General features: G+C 71.6%; 15 protein-coding genes and 1 tRNA gene. 5 read left to right on the plus strand and 11 right to left on the minus strand.

All coding sequences use genetic code 11. The features are described from left to right. Positions 1 to 80: 80 nt before the first annotated feature. Entirely contained in the window at positions 81 to 1109 is a 1029-nt protein-coding gene (locus V6N00_RS09465) for an alpha/beta hydrolase family protein (protein WP_334231855.1), read from the minus strand. A 557-nt stretch (positions 1110 to 1666) separates the two neighbouring features. On the opposite strand from V6N00_RS09465, the gene V6N00_RS09470 reads away from it, so the two are divergent. Further along, positions 1667 to 1837 carry a hypothetical protein gene (locus tag V6N00_RS09470; protein ID WP_334231857.1) on the plus strand — a complete coding sequence of 57 codons (171 nt, stop codon included), beginning with the start codon at positions 1667 to 1669 and terminating at the stop codon, positions 1835 to 1837. 291 nt (positions 1838 to 2128) lie between these two features. Here V6N00_RS09470 and uvrB read toward each other — a convergent pair whose 3' ends face one another. Next, positions 2129 to 4237: an excinuclease ABC subunit UvrB gene (uvrB, locus tag V6N00_RS09475; protein ID WP_334231859.1), complete on the minus strand. Its 2109-nt coding sequence runs from the start codon at positions 4235 to 4237 to the stop codon at positions 2129 to 2131. 78 nt (positions 4238 to 4315) lie between these two features. Then, positions 4316 to 5323 (minus strand): dephospho-CoA kinase, encoded by a 1008-nt coding sequence (gene coaE / locus V6N00_RS09480; protein WP_334231860.1) that lies wholly within the window; start codon positions 5321 to 5323, stop codon positions 4316 to 4318. Positions 5324 to 5464: 141 nt separating this feature from the next. Between coaE and V6N00_RS09485 the strand changes: the two genes are divergently transcribed. Next, entirely contained in the window at positions 5465 to 5854 is a 390-nt protein-coding gene (locus V6N00_RS09485) for a DUF4190 domain-containing protein (protein ID WP_334231861.1), read from the plus strand. A 114-nt stretch (positions 5855 to 5968) separates the two neighbouring features. On the opposite strand, the gene rpsA is transcribed toward V6N00_RS09485, so the two are convergent. The 4 genes from rpsA to polA all read right to left on the minus strand — a co-directional run bounded on the left by rpsA (position 5969) and on the right by polA (position 13061). After that, on the minus strand, positions 5969 to 7432 hold the full coding sequence (gene rpsA, locus V6N00_RS09490; RefSeq protein ID WP_334231863.1) for a 30S ribosomal protein S1: 1464 nt from the start codon (positions 7430 to 7432) through the stop codon (positions 5969 to 5971). A gap of 244 nt (positions 7433 to 7676) precedes the next feature. Further along, positions 7677 to 8999, minus strand: a complete 1323-nt coding sequence (locus tag V6N00_RS09495) for a GNAT family N-acetyltransferase (protein WP_334231864.1) — start codon at positions 8997 to 8999, stop codon at positions 7677 to 7679. A gap of 65 nt (positions 9000 to 9064) precedes the next feature. Continuing rightward, positions 9065 to 10372 carry a GNAT family N-acetyltransferase gene (locus V6N00_RS09500; RefSeq protein ID WP_334231866.1) on the minus strand — a complete coding sequence of 436 codons (1308 nt, stop codon included), beginning with the start codon at positions 10370 to 10372 and terminating at the stop codon, positions 9065 to 9067. A 22-nt stretch (positions 10373 to 10394) separates the two neighbouring features. Then, positions 10395 to 13061, minus strand: coding sequence for a DNA polymerase I (gene polA / locus V6N00_RS09505; RefSeq protein ID WP_416385070.1), 2667 nt, complete (start codon positions 13059 to 13061; stop codon positions 10395 to 10397). Positions 13062 to 13215: 154 nt separating this feature from the next. On the opposite strand from polA, the gene V6N00_RS09510 reads away from it, so the two are divergent. Beyond that, on the plus strand, positions 13216 to 13701 hold the full coding sequence (locus V6N00_RS09510; protein ID WP_416385063.1) for a hotdog fold thioesterase: 486 nt from the start codon (positions 13216 to 13218) through the stop codon (positions 13699 to 13701). Between the two features lie 33 nt (positions 13702 to 13734). Here V6N00_RS09510 and V6N00_RS09515 read toward each other — a convergent pair whose 3' ends face one another. After that, entirely contained in the window at positions 13735 to 13956 is a 222-nt protein-coding gene (locus tag V6N00_RS09515; RefSeq protein WP_334231872.1) for a hypothetical protein, read from the minus strand. Continuing rightward, entirely contained in the window at positions 13953 to 15161 is a 1209-nt protein-coding gene (locus tag V6N00_RS09520) for an inorganic phosphate transporter (RefSeq protein ID WP_334231874.1), read from the minus strand. The genes V6N00_RS09515 and V6N00_RS09520 overlap by 4 nt, the downstream gene beginning before the upstream one ends. Before the next feature lie 164 nt (positions 15162 to 15325). On the opposite strand from V6N00_RS09520, the gene V6N00_RS09525 reads away from it, so the two are divergent. Then, positions 15326 to 16360: a PHP domain-containing protein gene (locus V6N00_RS09525; RefSeq protein ID WP_334231875.1), complete on the plus strand. Its 1035-nt coding sequence runs from the start codon at positions 15326 to 15328 to the stop codon at positions 16358 to 16360. A gap of 425 nt (positions 16361 to 16785) precedes the next feature. Here the strand turns inward: V6N00_RS09525 and V6N00_RS09530 are convergent. Further along, a tRNA-Leu gene (locus V6N00_RS09530) sits at positions 16786 to 16867 on the minus strand. A 200-nt stretch (positions 16868 to 17067) separates the two neighbouring features. Between V6N00_RS09530 and V6N00_RS09535 the strand changes: the two genes are divergently transcribed. Further along, the gene (locus tag V6N00_RS09535; RefSeq protein WP_334232238.1) at positions 17068 to 17622 is read left to right on the plus strand and encodes an ANTAR domain-containing response regulator; all 555 of its coding nucleotides are present in this window, start codon (positions 17068 to 17070) and stop codon (positions 17620 to 17622) included. A 121-nt stretch (positions 17623 to 17743) separates the two neighbouring features. Here V6N00_RS09535 and pyk read toward each other — a convergent pair whose 3' ends face one another. Continuing rightward, complete coding sequence (gene pyk / locus V6N00_RS09540; protein WP_334231876.1) at positions 17744 to 19249, minus strand: pyruvate kinase; 1506 nt, start codon at positions 19247 to 19249, stop codon at positions 17744 to 17746. Positions 19250 to 19355: the final 106 nt, after the last annotated feature.

A 19355-nucleotide genomic window follows, 5' to 3' on the forward strand; every position in this document is an offset into this window, starting at 1 on the left:
TGCACACGCACCCGGCCGGACGACAGTGTCCAGCGTGCTGACGGGTGCGGATCGGACGGGATACTCCCCTACGCTGCCGATCAGTGTAGTCCGCTGCCCCCGCCGTCGGGCAATCGGGCGATCCACGCCGCCAGTACGGGGTCGTCCCAGTAGCCGCCGTGACCGCGAACGGGGTCCGGCGGGATCGGGTCGGTGAGCTCGAGGTTCTCGGCGCCCGGGATCGGTCCGGAGACCGGATCGGTCGCCCGGTAGCCGTTGACCCAGCCCGCGGTGCGGGCGGCCGCGGCCTGTTCCAACCCGGTGCCGATCCAGGCCGGAAAGAGGCCGCGGAAGATCGTGTGCACGGGGCTGCCGGTCGTGACCAGGCCGGGCAAGCGCTCGACGCTCGGCCGCTCGACGGGCCGCCGCTCGGCAGGCTGCGGCTCGGCAGGGGGCAGGAGCGGCTGCGTCTCGTCCGGCGGCGGCGCGAGGGATCCGCGCGGGGTCGTGGCCAGCAGCCACAGGCAGAGCAGGCTGCCCTGGCTGTGGCCGACGAGGACGACAGGCCGGTCGCGGTGGGCGGCGAGCTCGGTCCGCAGCGCCGCCATCACGTCCGCGCGGTAGGAGCTGCCGGCGAGGGGGTGCGCCCGCACGGGCCAGAATCCGCTGACGTCCCCCACCCGGTTGACGAGCTCGCGCACCCCGCCGAACTGGGCGAGCAGCACGGCGACGGCGACGAGGGTCGCGAGCACCGAGATGAGCAGGTACAGGACGGGGAATACCGGCTGTGCGCGGCGCGACTCGAGGAAGACCACGCCGGCCCAGCTGACCGCGGTGCCCATGATGCCGGACACCGCGAGGCTGCGCCACACCACCGCGCCGGCGTCGAGCACCGCCCGGCGAGCGAGCTCCCGCCACCGGTAGGGGCTGCCGACGGGGACGTCCAGACGGCGGCCGCGCCAGGCGGCGACGGCCAGCGCCGAGCCGACGAGCACGAGGAGCAGGAGCAGGGCGTGCGCCGGCAGGAAGTCGACCCGGTTGTCCTGGTACGTGGTCGGGTCGTCCGCGGCGAGGATGACGCCCACCCAGGTCCCGGATGCGTGTGTGCCCGGGGCGAAGGCCTGCGCCACGCAGGCTCGCGCCGCTGTCGACGACCATGCGCAGCAGGGCGAAGACGGCGTGCAGGACGACGACGCCGGTGGTGAGCAGGAGCGCCGCGCCGGACAGGTTGAGGCCCGACGGGCCCGAGGGGTGCAGTCCCGGTCCGGCCGCGGGTGCTGGCGCCGACCCTGCCTCACCGCTGACTACCGGGCCGGCTGGAACCTCCGGCGCGTTCGGTGCCGACGCGTCGGCCCCCTGCTGCCGGGCGGCGCGCACGAGGAGCGCCGCGCCGAACACCGCGGCGAGGACGACCGAGAGGGCCGCGACGGTCGGCAGCGGGTCCAGCAGTCGCACGACGACGCTCCCGGCGGTGCCGTCCGGCAGTCGCGTCGGGTTGGAGGGCCACGGCCCGGACACCGCCCAGCGTGCGGGCCGGGTGACGGCGAGGACGAGGCCGCCGACCAGCGCGAGCCCCGCGTGCACCGCGGTCACGAGGGCACCGGCCGCCTGCCGGCCGGGCTGTTCCGCCCGGTCGACCTGGCGACGACGTCGGGCCCGCAGGTGGCGCACGACGATCGCTCCCGCGATGAGCACGGCGACGGGCAGGCTGACCCACCAGGCCGCCGCGGCCGGGTCGACGGTCACGGGCAGCCGGGTCAGCACCGTCTCGACCATCGCGACGCCCCACAGCAGGGTGGACAGCGTCAGGACCGCCGAGATGACGGCGGTCGCGGCGGTGAGCCGGCGGGAGCGGTGACCCGCCGGGTGCAGGAACGCGGTCACGTTGACCAGGGTGAACGGGAAGGCGAGGTACCACCCGGCCCGCTGCGCGCGGCGTGTGCCGCGGACCCAGTTGACGATGCGCACCCGGTGACGCGGCAGCCGCGGCGGGTCGACGATCCGCACGCGACGCTGCAGCACCCGGTTGCGCGGCATGCCGAGCGCGTCCGACCACGGCAGGTTGCCGATGCCCTGGACCCGGATCTCGACGAGCGGGCTGTCGTCGGGCCCGGTCGGGGTGCCACCGGGCGGCGCGCCGGCGGTCACGTCAGGCGTGACCAGCGGCGCGCATCTGGCGCAGCTCCTTCTTCAGGTCCCCCACCTCGTCACGCAGCCGCGCGGCGAGCTCGAACTGCAGGTCGGCCGCGGCCGCGTGCATCTGTTCGGTCATCTGCGCGATCAGTTCGGTCAGGTCCTCCGCGGGGGCGGCGGCGAGGCCGTCCTTGCGGATCGTCTCCTGGCCGAGGCCGGCGGCCTTCGCCGCGGAGTACCCGCGCTTGCCCTTGCCGTAGTCGAACTGCTTGAGCAGGTTCTGGGTGTCCGCGTCCTCCCGCGCCAGGGTGTCGGTGATGTCGGCGATCCTCTTGCGCAACGGCTGGGGGTCCACCCCGCGTTCGGCGTTGTACCGCTCCTGGATCTGCCGGCGCCGGTTGGTCTCGTCGATCGCGTTGGCCATCGAGTCGGTGATCCGGTCCGCGTACATGTGCACCTGGCCGGACACGTTGCGGGCGGCACGGCCGATCGTCTGGATCAGCGACGTCGACGAGCGGAGGAAGCCCTCCTTGTCCGCGTCGAGGATGCTCACCAGCGACACCTCGGGCAGGTCCAGGCCCTCACGGAGCAGGTTGATGCCCACGAGGACGTCGTAGGACCCGAGCCGCAGTTCGCGGAGCAGCTCGACGCGGCGCAGGGTGTCCACGTCGGAGTGCAGGTACTGCACCTTGACGCCGTGCTCGGTGAGGTACTCGGTGAGGTCCTCCGCCATCCGCTTCGTCAGTGTGGTCACGAGGACGCGCTCGTCCTTCTCGACCCGGGTGCGGATCTCCCCCAGCAGGTCGTCGATCTGCCCCTTGGTCGGCTTGACCACCACCTCGGGGTCCACGAGGCCGGTCGGGCGGATGATCTGCTGCACGACGCCGTCGCTCTTGCCCAGCTCGTACTGCCCCGGCGTCGCCGAGAGGTACACCGTCTGGCCGATCCGCTCGAGGAACTCGTCCCACTTCAGCGGCCGGTTGTCCATCGCCGAGGGCAGGCGGAACCCGAAGTCGACGAGGGTGCGCTTGCGGGACATGTCGCCCTCGTACATGGCGCCGATCTGCGGCACGGTCACGTGCGACTCGTCGATCACGAGCAGGAAGTCGTCCGGGAAGTAGTCCAGCAGGCAGTGCGGGGCGGTGCCGGGTCCCCGGCCGTCGATGTGCCGCGAGTAGTTCTCGATGCCGTTGCAGAAACCCATCTGCTGCATCATCTCGAGGTCGTAGGTGGTGCGCATCCGCAGCCGCTGGGCCTCGACCAGCTTGTTCTGCGACTCGAGGTCCGCCAGCCGGTCCCGCAGCTCGTCCTCGATCGTGCGGACGGCCCGGGCCATGCGCTCCTCGCCGGCCACGTAGTGGCTCGCGGGGAAGACATACATCTCCTGCTCCTCGCGCACGATCTCCCCGGTGAGCGGGTGCAGGGTGTAGATCGACTCCACCTCGTCGCCGAAGAACTCGATCCGCACGGCGAGTTCCTCGTACATGGGGATGATCTCGACGGTGTCGCCGCGCACCCGGAACGTGCCGCGGTGGAAGTCGACGTCGTTGCGGGCGTACTGCATGGACACGAACTTGCGCAGCAGGTCGTCCCGGTCCAGCCGGTCCCCCACCTTGAAGGTGGCCATCCCGGAGACGTACTCCTCCGGGGTGCCCAGGCCGTAGATGCAGGAGACGGTGGCGACCACGACGACGTCGCGCCGGGTCAGCAGCGCGTTGGTGGCCGAGTGGCGCAGCCGTTCGACCTCCTCGTTGATCGACGAGTCCTTCTCGATGAAGGTGTCCGTCTGCGGGACGTAGGCCTCGGGCTGGTAGTAGTCGTAGTACGAGACGAAGTACTCGACGGCGTTGTTCGGCAGGAGTTCGCGGAACTCGTTGGCCAGCTGCGCCGCGAGCGTCTTGTTCTGCACGAGCACGAGGGTGGGACGCTGCACCTGCTCCACGAGCCACGCGGTGGTGGCGCTCTTGCCGGTACCGGTGGCACCGAGCAGCACGACGTCCTGCTCGCCGCCGTTGATCCGCTCCGCGAGCTCCTTGATCGCCTGGGGCTGGTCGCCCGCCGGCTGGTACTCGCTGACCACCTCGAAGGGGGCCACCACCCGCTTGATGTCCTGCGCCAGACTCATGGTTCAAGGCTAGATCACGGCACCGACAGAACTGCCCGGGTTCGCCGTCAGCGCGACGCCGGCCCCGCCGGGCCGCGCTCAGGGTTCTGCGCGTTCGCGGCTGACGACGCGCACGACGACGGGTTGGTCCGGGTCCGCGGACGCGTGCCGCGCCCCGCCTGAGACCGGGCCGGAGACCGCGCCGCCCGGTAGGGGCGGGAAGCCGACCGCCGTGACGGCCCGGCCCAGCGCCTCGAGGTCGGAGGTTTCCGCAGCCACCGCCACCAGGTCCACGTTCCCGTCGATCTCGTGCGGGCGATCCTCGTTCTGTCCCCCGCGACCGCCGGCCCGCACCGCGGCGACCGGATCCACGGAGGCAAGGGCGTCGCCGCCGGACCGGCGGATCCGCCCGGCCGCGCGGGCGAGGACGCCGTCGTCGGGTGTCCAGGGGGTGCCCCGCCCGGCCGCCCGCTCCAGGGCCCGGTCGCTCGGCCGGCCCGCCAGCAGGGCGCCCTCGAACGGGGCGATGCGCTCGTCCCACAGCCGGTCCACGGCGGCGGTCAGGGCCTCGACCGTGCCGTCGTTGATCAGCACCACGTCGGCGACGGCCGCCCGCTGCTCGTCGGAGGCCTGCGCGGCCATCCGGGCCCGGGCGTCGTCGGCGCTCATCCCCCGCTGTTCGACCATCCGTCGTACCCGCGCGTCCTCGGGCGCCTGCACGACGACGACGAGCGCGAAGGCGTCCGCCTGGCCGGTCTCCACGAGCAGCGGGATGTCCTGGACCACCACCGCGTCGGGCGGCGCGGCCGCGATCCGGCGGTCGGCCTCGGCACGCACCCGCGGGTGGACGATGCCGTTGAGGGTCGCGCGGGCACCGTCGTCGCCGAAGACGATCGAGCCGAGCGCGGGCCGGTCCAGGCTCCCGTCGGGTGCGAGGACGTCCGGACCGAAGGCGTCGGCGACGGCGGCGAGCCCGTCCGTGCCCGGTGCGACCACGTCGCGCGCGAGCCGGTCGGCGTCGATGAGCACGGCCCCTCGCTCGTGCAGGCGCGCGGACACGACCGACTTGCCAGCCGCGATGCCCCCGGTCAGTCCGATCCTCAGCATGCCCCCACCCTAGGCGGAGCCGACGACCGTGCACCGCCTCGCCGGGCATCGGTACTGGTCAGCAGGCTGTCGGCGTGGTGTGCTTGCAGCGTCGCGCCGGAACGCCGGCGTCGACCATCACTCGCCGCACCAAGGAGAACCATGTCGAACTCCACACCGCCACCGCCGTCGAACCCCGATGGACCGCAGGGCGGTGGGCCCTGGAACGGGCCCACCCAGGGCGCCGGGGGGCCGGCCGGTCAGGCACCGGGCTACGGCCAGCCGCAGGCCTACGACCAGTCCGCGGGCTACGGGCAGCCACCGGTCGCCCGCAGGAACCCGGGCATGACGATCGGCATCGTCGGACTCGTGCTGTCCGCGCTGAGCCTGCTCATCTTCGGCTTCCTGTCCATCCCGGGCCTGATCCTGTCGGTCATCGGCCTGCAGCAGTCCCGCCGGGCGGGGATGCGGAACGTGCCCGCGATCATCGGCACCGTCGTCGGGGCCATCGCCCTCATCCTGTGGATCATCGTGCTCGTCGCCCGCCGCTGAGCGGACGCACCATCGTCAGAGCCGCGTCGATCCCGCGACCACGGTCCCCCGGACGGCACGAGGCCCCGGCAGCGTTCGCTGCCGGGGCCTCGTGACGTCGAGCGGGAGAACCGATCAGTTGCCGGTGAGCTTCTCGCGCAGGGCAGCCAGCGCCTCGTCGGAGGCCAGCGTGCCGGAGTCGCGCGGCGCCTCGTCGGAGGAGTAGCTGGTCGAACCCGAGTCGAAGCTGCCGCCGGCAGTCTCCTCGGCCTCGGCCTGCGAGGCGACCTGGCGCTTGTGCGCCTCCCAGCGCTCCTGGGCCTGCGCGTACTGCGCCTCCCAGGTGGCGCGCTGGGCGTCGTAGCCCTCGAGCCACTCGTTGGACTCCGGGTCGAAGCCCTCCGGGTACTTGTAGTTGCCCTCGTCGTCGTACTCGGCGGCCATGCCGTACAGCGCCGGGTCGAACTCGGTGGAGTCCGCGTCGACGCCCTCGTTGGCCTGCTTGAGGGACAGCGAGATGCGGCGGCGGTCCAGGTCGATGTCGATGACCTTGACGAACAGCTCCTCGCCCACGGACACGACCTGCTCGGCAAGGTCCACGTGGCGGGTCGCCAGCTCGGAGATGTGCACCAGACCCTCGATGCCGTCCTCCACGCGGACGAACGCACCGAACGGCACCAGCTTGGTGACCTTGCCGGGGACGATCTGGCCCAGGGCGTGGGTCCGGGCGAAGGTCTGCCACGGGTCCTCCTGGGTCGCCTTCAGCGACAGGGAGACACGCTCGCGGTCCAGGTCGACGTCGAGCACCTCGACCGTGACCGGCTGACCGACCTCGACGACCTCGGACGGGTGGTCGATGTGCTTCCAGGACAGCTCGGAGACGTGCACCAGGCCGTCGACGCCACCGAGGTCCACGAACGCACCGAAGTTGACGATCGAGGAGACCGTACCCGGGCGGACCTGGCCCTTCTGGAGCTTGTTGAGGAAGTCGGAGCGGACCTCGGACTGGGTCTGCTCGAGCCACGCACGGCGGGACAGGACCACGTTGTTGCGGTTCTTGTCCAGCTCGATGATCTTCGCCTCGAGCTCCTGGCCGATGTACGGGGCCAGGTCGCGGACGCGACGCATCTCCACCAGCGAGGCGGGGAGGAAGCCGCGGAGACCGATGTCGAGGATGAGGCCACCCTTGACGACCTCGATGACGGTACCGGTGACGACGCCGTCCTCGTCCTTGATCTTCTCGATGTCGCCCCAGGCGCGCTCGTACTGAGCCCGCTTCTTGGAGAGGATCAGGCGGCCTTCCTTGTCCTCCTTGGTCAGGACGAGGGCTTCGACCTCGTCACCGACGGAGACCACCTCACCGGGGTCGACATCGTGCTTGATGGACAGCTCGCGCGACGGGATGACGCCCTCGGTCTTGTAGCCGATGTCGAGGAGGACTTCGTCGCGGTCGACCTTGACCACGGTGCCTTCAACGAGGTCGCCGTCGTTGAAGTACTTGATGGTTGCATCGATGGCCGCGAGGAAGTCGTCGGCCGATCCGATGTCGTTGACCGCGACCTGGGGGGCAGCGGTCTTGTCGGTGGCGGTGATGGTCATGTAGGAGGGACTCCGATTTGTGGTGGGTTGTCGGTGCGCCCGGCCGGGGCCGGTCGCGGTGCTTGCTGGGTGCAGAATCGAAACGCCGAACCGCGTGCCGAAGACGGAGTGGGTTCCACCCGTCTCCCCCGCACGCAGAAATGCGCCATCTCAGTCTAGTTGCTGGCGGCAACCCGCGCAAAGACGGTCGACACCCTCGCTCCCGGAGGACGGCCGGTCCTGGGCCCGGGGTGAGTGCGACGGCTCAGAACCCCGTGATGCACTGCGGCACGCGGCCGGTGGCGAGCATGCCGCCGAGGAGCTGGACCGCCGCGGGCTCGCCCTGCACGGCGCCGGCCCGGGCGAGCGTGGTCACGCTGATCCCGCCCAGGTACGCCGACCCGAGCGCCGCGACCGAGAGCGTCACCTCGGCGTCCTGCTGCGAGTCGTCCGCCACCCGATGCACGGTCAGGCGCCCGTCGTCGGAGACGACGTCGAAGGTGCCGGCGGCGATGTCGAGGTCGTCGGTGACGCCGATCCGGACCGTCCCCGGCGCGCCGCCGGGCCGGGCCTGCAGCGCCGCCACGGGGTCGAGGACGCGCAGCCACAGGCTGTCCTCCCGTTCGGTCACGGCGCAGGTGCGGGTGTCGGCGACCGTCCAGCGCAGCGGCTCGTCGACGCTGGCGCGGTCCCAGGTGACGACGTCGACGAGGTCGAGCGAACCGATCAGGTCCCACAGCGCGCGGTAGGCGTCGTCGGTGACGGCGACGAAGTCACGGATGCGCACCGTCGTCGGGTCGGCGTCCCAGCCGGCGAACTTCCAGGTCACATAGCCGTCCGGTTCCCCGTCGGGGTCCCAGTGCGCTGCCGCGCGCACGGCGGTGTCCGGCTCGAGGTCCGCTTCGCGCAGCGTGCCGTCGATGTTGCCCGGGTAGGAGGCCTGCCGGTCCATCGAGCCCGGCGTGACGGCGTGCCAGGCGGCGAAGACCCGGCGGGAGATGCCGGCGATCGCCTCCCGCTCGATGAACTCGGTGGTCCCGGCGGTGCCGGCCGCCCCGGTGAGCATGCTCAGGCCGCGGCGGGTGTCGATGCGCAGCGACTCCCGCTCGACGGCGACGCCGAAACCGAATCGCCCGTAGATCGTGGCCTCGGACGCGGTCAGGGCCGCCATCGCGAGCCCGGCGTCGGCGGCTCGGCGCAGGTCCTCGGTCATCATCCGGCGCAGCAGGCCGCGGCGGCGGTGGGTGGCCCGGACGGTGACGGCGGTGATCTGGTGGGTCGGCAGCAGCTCCGCCCCCGTGTTGAGGGTGTGCCGCATGGTGCCGAAGGTGGCCACCGGCACCTCCGGGTCGACGGCGCCGTCGGGCCGGTCCGCCGTCCCGGTCAGGTACGCGCCGGTCAGTTCCCGGTCGTCCTCGAGGTAGAAGCGGGTGGCCCGCTCCGCCTGGCCGGGCACCGGCGGGTTCTCGTGGAAACCGCGGTCGACGGCCTCGATCCAGGCACGGGTCACCGCGTCGGCGCGGGCGTCCTCCCCGACGCCGTCGAGGGCGGCGCGGAACCGGCGGATCTCGTAGTCGGGGTGCGGCACGGCGTCCTCCGGGTCGATGGGACCGGACGCGTCGCGGCCGGCGGGAACAACGGTGGAGCGGGTCCTCAGAAGTACGTGATGCAGTACGGGGCGCGGTCGACGGCGAACATCCGGCCGAGCTGCCGGACCGCCTGCCCGTCCCCGCGGATGCGGCCGGCGTCGGCCAGGGCGCCGACGGTGGCCCCGCCGAGGAACGCGGAGCTGAGGGAGGCCACGTCGAGGGTGACGTCGGCGTCGGGCCGTGGCGTCGTGGCGGTCTGCTGAACGGAGGCCACGCCGCCGCTGACGCCGAGGTCGAAGGTGCCGGCGGCGAACCCGAGGGCGTCCTCGACGGCGAGGCTCAGCTCGCCGTCACCGGAGTAGCGGCGGGCGAGCAGGCACGCGATGGGGTCGAGGATGCGCAGCCAGAGCAGGTCGTCGCGGCCGGTGACCCGGTAGCCGCGGGTGTCGGCCATGGCCCACGGCAGCGGGTCGTCGATGCGAGCCATGCTGAACCGCACCCGCTGGATCAGGTCGAGGTTGCCGACGAAGTTCCAGAGGCCGAGGTAGGAGTCGGGGCCGGTGGCGACGAGGTCGATGACCTTGACCTCGGCGACGGCGTCCCGCGACTCGACGTGCTGGTAGGTGACGTACCCGTCGGGGGTGCCGTCGGCGTCGTAGTGCAGCGCGGCGCGCACGGTGAGGTCCGGCTCGTCGGCGTGCCCGTTGATCGTCCCGTCGATGCGGGCCGGGTAGGAGGCCTGCCGCCCGACCGAGCCGCGGGTCGCGGCATGGAAGCGGGCGACGATGTCCCCGGCCACCTCCGCGATCGCCTCCCGGCGGGCGAGCTCGACGGTGCCGACCGTCGCCCGGTCCAGCGACGGCAGCGCGAAGCGGGAGGTCGTGTCCAGCTCGATCGTGCTGGTCTGGGTGGCCACCCCGAAGCCGAAGCGCCCGTAGATCGTGGCCTCCGACGCGGTCAGGGCGGCGATCGGCAGGCTCGCGTCCCGGGCAGCCGTGAGGCTCTCGGTCATCATCCGGCGCAGCAGGCCGCGGCGCCGGTGGGTCGGCCGGACGGTGACGTCGGAGATGAGGTGGGCGGGCAGGAGGGTCTCCCCCGTGCTCAGCGTGCTCATGTAGGTGGTGAACGTGGCGACGGGCACCTCGGCGCCGACGGAGTGCGGCAGCTTCCGGTCGACGTAGACGCCGGTCATGAGCCGGTCGTCGGCGGCGATGAACTCGGCCTCCCGGCGCAGGGTCTTCGGGGTGAAGGCCTGCTGGTGGAAGCCCCGGTTGACGGCCTGCAGCCAGGCCTCCGTCTCCGGGGAGACGGTGCCGTCGTCGTTCAGCCCGGCCCGGAATCGGCGGATCTCGTACTCGTCGCTGCTGGTCACCCGACCAGCGTAGGTCACCGCCTCAGTGCGCGGCCTCGTGCCAGCTGCGCCCGAGGCCCACGGAGACGTCCAGCGGCACGGACAGGTCCGCGGCGCCGGCCATCTGCTCCCGTACCAGCGCGGTGAGCTGCTCCTCCTCGCCGTCGGCCACCTCGAGCACGAGTTCGTCGTGCACCTGCAGCAGCATCCGGGAGGAGAGGCCCTGCGCCTCGATGGCCCGGTCCACCCCGAGCATCGCCTTCTTGATGATGTCCGCGGCCGAGCCCTGGATGGGGGCGTTCAACGCGGCCCGCTCCGCCATCTCCCGCAGCTGCCGGTTGTCGCTGGAGAGGTCCGGCAGGTAGCGGCGGCGGCCCTCGATGGTCGAGGTGTAGCCGTCCTTGCGGGCGGTCTCGACGATGCCGCGCAGGTAGTCCCGCACGGCCCCGAACCGGGAGAAGTAGTCCCCCATCAGGTTGCGGGCCTCGTCGACGCCGATGGCCAGCTGCTTGGACAGGCCGAACGAGCTCAGCCCGTACGCCAGGCCGTAGGACATGGCCTTGACCTTGGACCGCATGGCCGGCGAGACGTCCTCGGGGGCGACGTCGAACACGTGGGAGCCGACGAAGCGGTGCAGGTCCTCGCCGTCGCGGAACGCCTGGATCAACGCCTCGTCACCGGACAGGTGCGCCATGATCCGCATCTCGATCTGCGAGTAGTCCGCGGTCAGCAGCGTCCTGTACCCGCCGCCGACCACGAACACCTCGCGGATGCGGCGCCCCTCGTCCGTGCGGATCGGGATGTTCTGCAGGTTCGGGTTCATCGAGGAGAGCCGGCCCGTGGCGGCGATGTTCTGCACGTACGTGGTGTGGATCCGGCCGTCGTCGGCCACGGACTTGACCAGGCCCTCGACGGTCTGGCGCAGCTTGCTCGCGTCGCGGTAGGCGAGCAGCGCGACGAGGAAGGGGTGGCCGTCGGTGCGGGCGATCAGGTCCGTGATGGCGTCGGCGTCGGTCGTGTACCCGGTCTTGATCTTCTTCGTCTTCGGCAGCCCGAGGTCGTCGAAGATCACGGCCTGCAGCTGCTTGGGCGAGCCGAGGTTGATCTCCTTGCCGATGACGGCGAACGCCTCCTTCTGGGCGGCGTCGATCGACGTGCTGAAGTCGTCCGTGAGCGCGGTGAGGTGGGCCGAGTCGGCGGCGATGCCGGCGAGTTCCATGTCCCCGAGCACCTTGGCGAGCGGGAGCTCGAGGCGCGTCATCAGGTCCGCCGAGCCGCGGGCGACGAGCTCGTCGGTCAGGTACCGGCTGAGCCGCAGCAGCACGATGCCGTTGCGGGTGGCCGTCGCCAGCCGGGTCTGCTCCTCGTCGCCGGTCAGGTCCAGTTCGGTCTGGCTGCCCGCGGCGTCGTTGGCGGCGATGCTGATCCGCAGGTGGTGCTGGGCGAGGTCGGCCAGCTCGTAGCTGCGCCGGTCCGGCTGCAGCAGGTAGCCGGACAGGGACGGGTCGTCGACGACGCCGTCGAGCACGAGCCCGCGGCCGCCGCGCAGCAGCTTGTAGACGGTCTTGAGATCGTGCACGACCTTGCCGGCCGCGCGGTCGCCGAGCCAGCCGGCCAGGGCCGCCTCGGCGTCGGCGTCGAGCGCGGTCAGGTCGATCCGGGCGCCGACGGCGTCCCGCGGGGCGCCGTCCTCGTCGCCGGGCGCGTCCTCGGCGACGAGCACGAGCGCCGCGCAGTCGGTGCCCTCGACGAGCGGGAGGAGCGCGACCGGGCCGGGCGCCGCGGCGAACCAGGCGGTCAGTTCGGCCGCGGTGGACGGCGTCGTCAGCTCCGGCCCGACGACGTCGTCGGCCCCGGGCGGTTCCTCCTGCTCGCCGAACAGCTCGAACAGGCGGGGCTGGAGGGTGCGGATCTCGAGGGCGTCGAACAGCTCGTCGATGGCTTCCCGGTCCGGGGCGCTCATGCCGAGGTGGTCGAGGCCAACCGGCAGGTCGACGTCCGTGATGAGCCGGTTGAGCTGCCGATTGCGGCGCACGTCCTCGATCCGCTCGCGCAGGGACTCGCCGGCCTTGCCCTTGATCTCGTCCGCGTGGGCGAGCACGCCCTCGAGCCCGTCGTACTGGGTGATCCACTTGGCGGCGGTCTTGGGCCCGACGCCGGGCACACCCGGCAGGTTGTCCGCGGTCTCCCCGACCAGCGCGGCGAGGTCCGGATACCGGTTCGGCGGGACGAAGTACTTCTCCTCGACGGCGGCCGCGTCCATCCGGGGCAGGTCGGTGACGCCCTTGCGCGGGTAGAGCACGGTGACGGCGTCGTCGACCAGCTGGAAGGCGTCCCGGTCGCCGGTCACGACGAGGACGTCGAAGTCGGCGTCCTCGCCCTGGGTCGCGAGGGTGGCGATCACGTCGTCGGCCTCGAAGCCCTCGGCGGTGACGGTGCGGATGTTCATCGCCGTCAGGACGCGGCCGATCAGGTCGATCTGGCCCTTGAACTCGTTGGGGGTGGCGCTGCGGCCGGCCTTGTAGGCGTCGTACTGCGCGTCGCGGAACGTCGGCGTCGACAGGTCGAAGGCGACGGCGATGTGGGTGGGCCGCTCCTGCTTGATCAGGTTGATCAGCATCGAGGTGAAGCCGTAGACGGCGTTCGTGTGCTGGCCGGTGGTGGTGCTGAACTTCTCGACCGGGAGGGCGAAGAAGGCCCGGAAGGCCATCGAATGGCCGTCGATGAGCAGCAGGGTGGGCTTGTCCGGGCTCGTCGTCTCAGTCACCCGTCCACCCTAGTTGCTGGCCTGCCGATGCCGGACCGGAGGAACGCTCTCCCGGCCGCCGGAGAGTGCGCCGTCGCCGCCGGTCGATCCTGCGAGAATGAGCGCCGTGACCGACACCGATGGGCGCACCGCCGTCCCGACCTCGACCGAGACCGCCCGCGAGCAGCTGCGGGCGCGCGGCATCCCCGACGAGCTGCACGACCGGTTCCCGTTCGCCGGCACCGGGCTGGCGGACCGGATGGGCATCGTCTTCACCGAGCTGACGGCCGACCGGTGCGTCGCGACCATGCCGGTCGAGGGGAACACCCAGCCGGCCGGGCTGCTGCACGGGGGCGCGCACGTCGTGCTCGCCGAGACGCTGGGCTCGACGGCCGCGTCGCTGTGGGCCGGGCCGGACGCGATCGTCGTCGGCACCGACGTCAACGCGACCCACCACCGCGGCATCCGCGAGGGCGTCGTCACCGGCACCGCGACGCCGCTGCACCGGGGGCGGACGCTTGCCACCTACGAGATCGTGATGACCGACGAGCAGGGCCGTCGGCTCTCGACCGCCCGGATCACCAATCTGATCCGGCGTCGCTGACCCACGGACGCCGGTGGGCACGCGACCCGACCGTCAGTGGAAGGCCGGGATGATCAGGTACACGCCGTACAGGACGGCGACCGCGCACCCGACGAAGCAGAGCCGGGACACCCAGGTGAGCGTCTGGGCCTGGCCGCCGGTGCGGTCGTTGGCGATGGCGCCGAGCCGCACGCCGAGGGAGAACAGGAAGACGACCGTCAGCGCCGCGATGAGTGTGGCGACGGTGACGACGAGGAAAGAACCCCAGTTGATCATGACCGGCGCTCCCGGGATGCACGGGCCAGCTCGCGGCGGCGACTCTTGGGCGGGATGTCCACGGCGGTACCCGCGGCGTGCACCTCGAGCGCGTTCTCGTGGCTGACCCGCTGCCGGCTGGCCCGCACGAACATGACCGCGATGAAGCCGACGGCGAGAACGGTGACGATGATGAATCCGGCCGTGCCGAGGTCCGCGCCCCACGCGGCGATCGCACCGACGATGCCGGCGGCGGGCAGGGTGAGGACCCAGCCGACGACGATGCGCCCGGCGGTGCCCCAGCGCACCCCGGCGCCACGGCGGCCGAGCCCGGAGCCGATCACGGACCCGGAGGCGACCTGCGTCGTCGAGAGCGCGAAGCCGAGGTGCGAGGAGGCGAGGATCGCGGCCGCCGTGCTGGTCTCGGCGCTGAAACCCTGCGCGGGTTTGACGTCGGTCAGGCCCGCACCGAGCGTGCGGATGATCCGCCAGCCGCCGGCGTAGGTGCCCAGGGCGATGGCCAGCGCGCAGGCGGCGATGACCCACAGTTCGGGGCCGGTGCCGGTGGGCTGCAGTCCGGCCGCGATCAGCACGAGCGTGATGACGCCCATCGTCTTCTGCGCGTCGTTGGTGCCGTGCGAGAGGGCCACGAGGGATGAGGAGAAGATCTGCCCGTACTTGAAACCGCGGCGACGCTGGGTGAGCTTCTCCCCCGACTCCGCGTCGTACCGGCGGGTCAGCGCGTAGGCGAGCCGGGTGCACAGGAAGGCGGACAGGCCCGCGACCGCCGGGGCGAGCAGCGCCGGCAGGATGACCTTCGAAACGACGACCGGGAAGTTGACCGCGCCGAACCCGCTGCCGACGATCGCCGCCCCGATGAGGCCGCCGAACAGGGCATGGGAGGAACTGGACGGCAGGCCGAGCAGCCAGGTCAGCATGTTCCACACGATGGCCCCGAGCAGGCCGGCGAAGATGAGTTCAGGATGCACGGCCGCGCCGCCGTCGCCCTCGCGCAGGATGCCGCCGGAGACGGTCTTGGCCACCTCGGTCGACAGGAACGCGCCGACGAGGTTGAGCACGGCAGCCGTGGCCACGGCCACGCGAGGGGTGATGGCGCCGGTCGCGATGGGCGTGGCCATCGCGTTGGCCGTGTCGTGGAAGCCGTTGGTGAAATCGAAGAACAACGCGATCACCACGACGAGGACCACGACGACGGTGAGGTCCACGGTGATTCCCCTCTGCGCGGGTACGGGATACGGATCGTGCGCCGCATGAACGGCGGGAGAATGCCGCGTGAACGGCGAATGACCGCGACGGCGGCCGACAGCCACCGTAGCAGGTGATCGGAGCCGTTCGTCCCGTCCGGTCCGGACGGTGCGACGATGGTTCCATGGAGCCCGTCGACGCGCTGTCCGAGATCGCCTTCTGGCTCGAGCGCGAGCTCGCCCCCACGTTCAAGGTCAAGGCCTTCCGCACGGCCGCGGACACCATCCGCGGCCTCGACCCGCAGGAGCTGCGTGCCCGGAATGCGGACGGGCGGCTGGCGCGGATGAAGGGCATCGGCGGGCGCACGGGCGAGGTGATCGGTCAGGCCCTGGCCGGTGAGGTGCCGGAGTACCTGGCGGCGGCACGGGAGCGTGGCGCCCAGCCCCTGGCCGAGGGTGGCGAGACACTGCGGGCCCGGCTGCGCGGTGACCTGCACAGTCACAGCGAGTTCTCCGACGGGGGCTCCCCGATCGGTCAGATGGTGGCCGCGGCGGCCCTGCTCGGTCGCGAGTACCTCGCCTTGACCGACCACTCCCCCAGCCTGACCATCGCGAACGGGCTGAGCACCGAGCGGCTGGAGCGGGAGCTGGACATCGTCGCGGGCCTGAACGCGTCCGGGCCCGGGGTCCGCGTGCTCACGGGCATCGAGGTCGACATCCTCGAGGACGGCAGCCTCGACCAGACTCCGGACGTACTGGAACGGCTCGACGTCGTCGTCGCGAGCGTCCACTCGAAGCTGCGCTCGGACCGCCGGACGATGACGCGGCGGATGCTCACCGCGATCGCGGACCCGAACACCGACGTGCTCGGCCACTGCACGGGCCGGCTGGTGACGGGCGGCCGGGGTACCCGCCCGCCGTCGGAGTTCGACGCCGAGGCCGTGTTCGCGGCCTGCGCCGAGCACGACGTCGCGGTCGAGATCAACTCCCGGCCCGAGCGGGTGGACCCGCCGGACGACCTGATCGACCTGGCGCTGGAGGCCGGCTGCCTGTTCAGCATCGACACCGACGCCCACGCCCCGGGCCAGCTGGACTTCCTCCAGTACGGAGCCGAACGAGCCGAACGCCTCGGGGTACCCGCCGAGCGCATCGTCACGACCTGGCCGGTCGAGGACCTCCTGGCCTGGAGCACCAAGCGCAAGGGCGACCGAGCCGGCTGACGCCCCCTGCCAGCACCGGGAGCGCCCGGGCCCCGAACCCTGTCCCCCGACACGCCGCCGTGATGCGGGAAATGACGCCATGTCCCTGGCCACCCCGGCGTGTCCCGGGACGCACTCAAATGCCCGGTGCCGTGCCGGCCGGAGCCGACGAGACCGAACTCCCGATGCAGACCGGACCCGAACAGGACTCGACGCAACCAGGCACGAGGTCGGCGCGGTGCCGGGCGAAAGGGGACGTGTCGACCGGAGCGAACTCTGCGAGCGCAGGGAGATCCAGTCCCCGTGCCCGGTGCCGTGCCGGCCGGACGCAACGAGACCGACCCCGGCCAGACGCAACCCCGGCCCGGTGCCGTGCCGGCCGGACGCAACAAGACCGGAGCCGACGAGAGAGAACCCACCGAGGACAGGGACAGGAAAGACGTCGGTGCCCGAAGTGGGACTCGAACCCACACACCTCTCGGTACCGCATTTTGAGTGCGGCGCGTCTGCCGATTCCGCCATTCGGGCGTGCGAACGAGTGGGAAGCCCCGGCTCGTGCGGGAATCCACTCTACCTGCCGATAGGCTGGAGCGGCGCACCCCGTCAGCCCGATCCGCGTGCTCACGCAGCGAGGAGCAACCGAAGTGTCAGAACCGAACCCGTCGCCGGCAGCGACCACGGCCACCGCCCCGAACGACGCGGGCGCCGGCCATCCCGCCCGGCGGGTCCTGGTGGCCGAGGACGAGACCCTGATCCGGCTGGACATCATCGAGATCCTGCGGGGCGAGGGCTACGACGTCGTCGGCGAGGCCGACAACGGGCAGAAGGCCGTCGACCTGGCCAAGGAGCTCGACCCGGACCTCGTGCTCATGGACGTGAAGATGCCGGTCATGGACGGCATCACCGCCGCCGAGCAGATCGTCGCCGAGCGGATCGCCCCCGTCGTGCTGCTGACCGCGTTCAGCCAGAAGGAGCTCGTCGAGCGGGCTCGCAGTGCCGGCGCCATGGCCTACGTGGTGAAGCCGTTCACCCCGGCGGACCTGATCCCTGCGATCGAGATCGCGTTCTCGCGCCACGAGGAGATCACCGCGCTGGAGTCCGAGGTCGCGGATCTGCAGGAGCAGTTCGCCACCCGCAAACTGGTCGAGCGCGCCAAGAGCCTGCTGATGACGAAGATGGGCCTGACGGAGCCGGAGGCGTTCCGGTGGATCCAGAAGACGTCGATGGACCGCCGCCTGAGCATGCGCCAGGTCGCCGAGACCATCATCAGCCAGATGGCCTGACCTCCGGGCCGACCGGGAAAGCCCCACACCCGAGACACCCGACGGCGGATCACGACGACGAAGGGCCGCTCCCCCGACGGGGAAGCGGCCCTTCGTGTGTCCGCGGTCCGGAAATGGGGAATCAGCTGTGCTGATGGTCCCCGGCGTCGGACGTGGTCGGCCAGGGGCCCACCGGCTCCTTCTTGCGCGTACCCTCGAGCACCGTGCCGGAGTCGCCGCGGTCGCCGACCTTGTGGACCTTCAGCGAGTTGGTCGTGCCGACCTGCCCGGGGGGGGAACCGGCCGCGATGACGACGAGGTCGTCGATGTCCACGAGCCGGTTCTCCTGCAGGAACGTGTCCACGAACTCGGTCATCTGGTCCGTGTGCTCGACGGTCTTCGAGTAGACCGGCTGCAGGCCCCAGGCGAGGCACAGCTGGTTGCGGACGTGCTCGATCGGGGTGAACGCGAACACCAGCTTGCTGGGCCGCAGCCGGGACAGCCGGCGGGCGGAGTCACCCGACTGCGTGAACGTGCACAGGTACTTGGCGTCGAGCATGTCGCCGATCTCCACGGCGGCACGGGTGATGGCGCCGCCACGGGTCTTCGGCTTGGTGCCCAGCGGCGGGACGCGGTCCAGGCCGCCCTGCTCGGTGGTCTCGATGATCCGCGCCATGGTGCGGATCGTCTCGATCGGGTACTTGCCGACACTCGTCTCGCCCGAGAGCATGACCGCGTCCGCGCCGTCGAGGACGGCGTTCGCGCAGTCGGAGGCCTCGGCGCGGGTGGGGCGCGGACTGTCGATCATGGACTCGAGGACCTGGGTGGCGACGATGACGGGCTTGGCCCAGCGGCGGGCCAGCTCGACGGCCTTCTTCTGGACGAGCGGCACCTCCTCGAGCGGCAGTTCGACGCCGAGGTCACCACGGGCGACCATGATCGCGTCGAACGCGTCGACGATGGCGTGCAGGTTCTCGACGGCCTGCGGCTTCTCGATCTTGGCGACGACAGGGGCGCGGCGGCCCTCCTCGTCCATGATCTCGTGCACGCGGCGGACGTCCTCGGCATTGCGCACGAAGGACAGGGCGATGATGTCGACGCCCTGGCGGATGGCCCACCGCAGGTCGTCCTCGTCCTTCTCGCTCAGGGCGGGGACGTTGACGGCGACGCCGGGCAGGTTGATGCCCTTGTTGTTGGACACGGCACCGGGGACGACGACGACGGTCTGAACCTCGGTGGCGCCGACGGCGGTGGCCTGCAGGACGACCTTGCCGTCGTCGATCAGCAGGGTGTCGCCCGTGCGCACGTCCTGGGGCAGGCCCTTGAACGTCGTCGAGCAGATGTCCTTCGTGCCGACGACGTCCTCGGTGGTGATGGTGAAGGTGTCCCCCACGGCGAGCTGGTACGGCCCGTTCTCGAAGCGACCGAGCCGGATCTTCGGGCCCTGCAGGTCGGCGAGGATGCCGACCGGGGTGCCGAGTTCCTCGGCGGCGCGCCGGATGTTCTCGTAGTTGCTCGCGTGCACGGCGTGGTCGCCGTGGCTCATGTTCAGGCGGGCGACGTTCATGCCTGCTTCGAGGGCCGCCTTCGCCTGGGCGTAGTCCTCCAGCGCCGGACCGAATGTCGCGACGATCTTTGCTCTTCTCATGTCTCCCAGCCTAGTGATGCGGACCCCGCAGAAGAGGGTCCGCGGGGGTGTGGTGCGTGTCGAACGGTTGTCCGGCCGGTGACGGCGCGGCGAACACGGCCGCCCG

Origin of the sequence: Tersicoccus mangrovi (assembly GCF_036881825.1) — a bacterium.
In the GTDB taxonomy this organism is placed as follows: Bacteria; Actinomycetota; Actinomycetes; order Actinomycetales; family Micrococcaceae; genus Tersicoccus; species Tersicoccus mangrovi.

Bases quoted from the DNA above. Each gene is read 5' to 3' on its own strand.
- rpsA (WP_334231863.1), bottom strand. From the start codon at position 7,432: ATGACCATCACCGCCACCGACAAGACCGCTGCCCCCCAGGTCGCGGTC.
- V6N00_RS09510 (WP_416385063.1), top strand. From the start codon at position 13,216: ATGAGCGCCGTGACCGACACCGATGGGCGCACCGCCGTCCCGACCTCG.
- V6N00_RS09525 (WP_334231875.1), top strand. From the start codon at position 15,326: ATGGAGCCCGTCGACGCGCTGTCCGAGATCGCCTTCTGGCTCGAGCGC.
- uvrB (WP_334231859.1), bottom strand. From the start codon at position 4,237: ATGAGTCTGGCGCAGGACATCAAGCGGGTGGTGGCCCCCTTCGAGGTG.
- coaE (WP_334231860.1), bottom strand. From the start codon at position 5,323: ATGCTGAGGATCGGACTGACCGGGGGCATCGCGGCTGGCAAGTCGGTC.
- V6N00_RS09470 (WP_334231857.1), top strand. From the start codon at position 1,667: ATGAGCACGGCGACGGGCAGGCTGACCCACCAGGCCGCCGCGGCCGGG.
- V6N00_RS09515 (WP_334231872.1), bottom strand. From the start codon at position 13,956: ATGATCAACTGGGGTTCTTTCCTCGTCGTCACCGTCGCCACACTCATC.
- polA (WP_416385070.1), bottom strand. From the start codon at position 13,061: ATGGCCTTCCGGGCCTTCTTCGCCCTCCCGGTCGAGAAGTTCAGCACC.
- V6N00_RS09485 (WP_334231861.1), top strand. From the start codon at position 5,465: ATGTCGAACTCCACACCGCCACCGCCGTCGAACCCCGATGGACCGCAG.
- pyk (WP_334231876.1), bottom strand. From the start codon at position 19,249: ATGAGAAGAGCAAAGATCGTCGCGACATTCGGTCCGGCGCTGGAGGAC.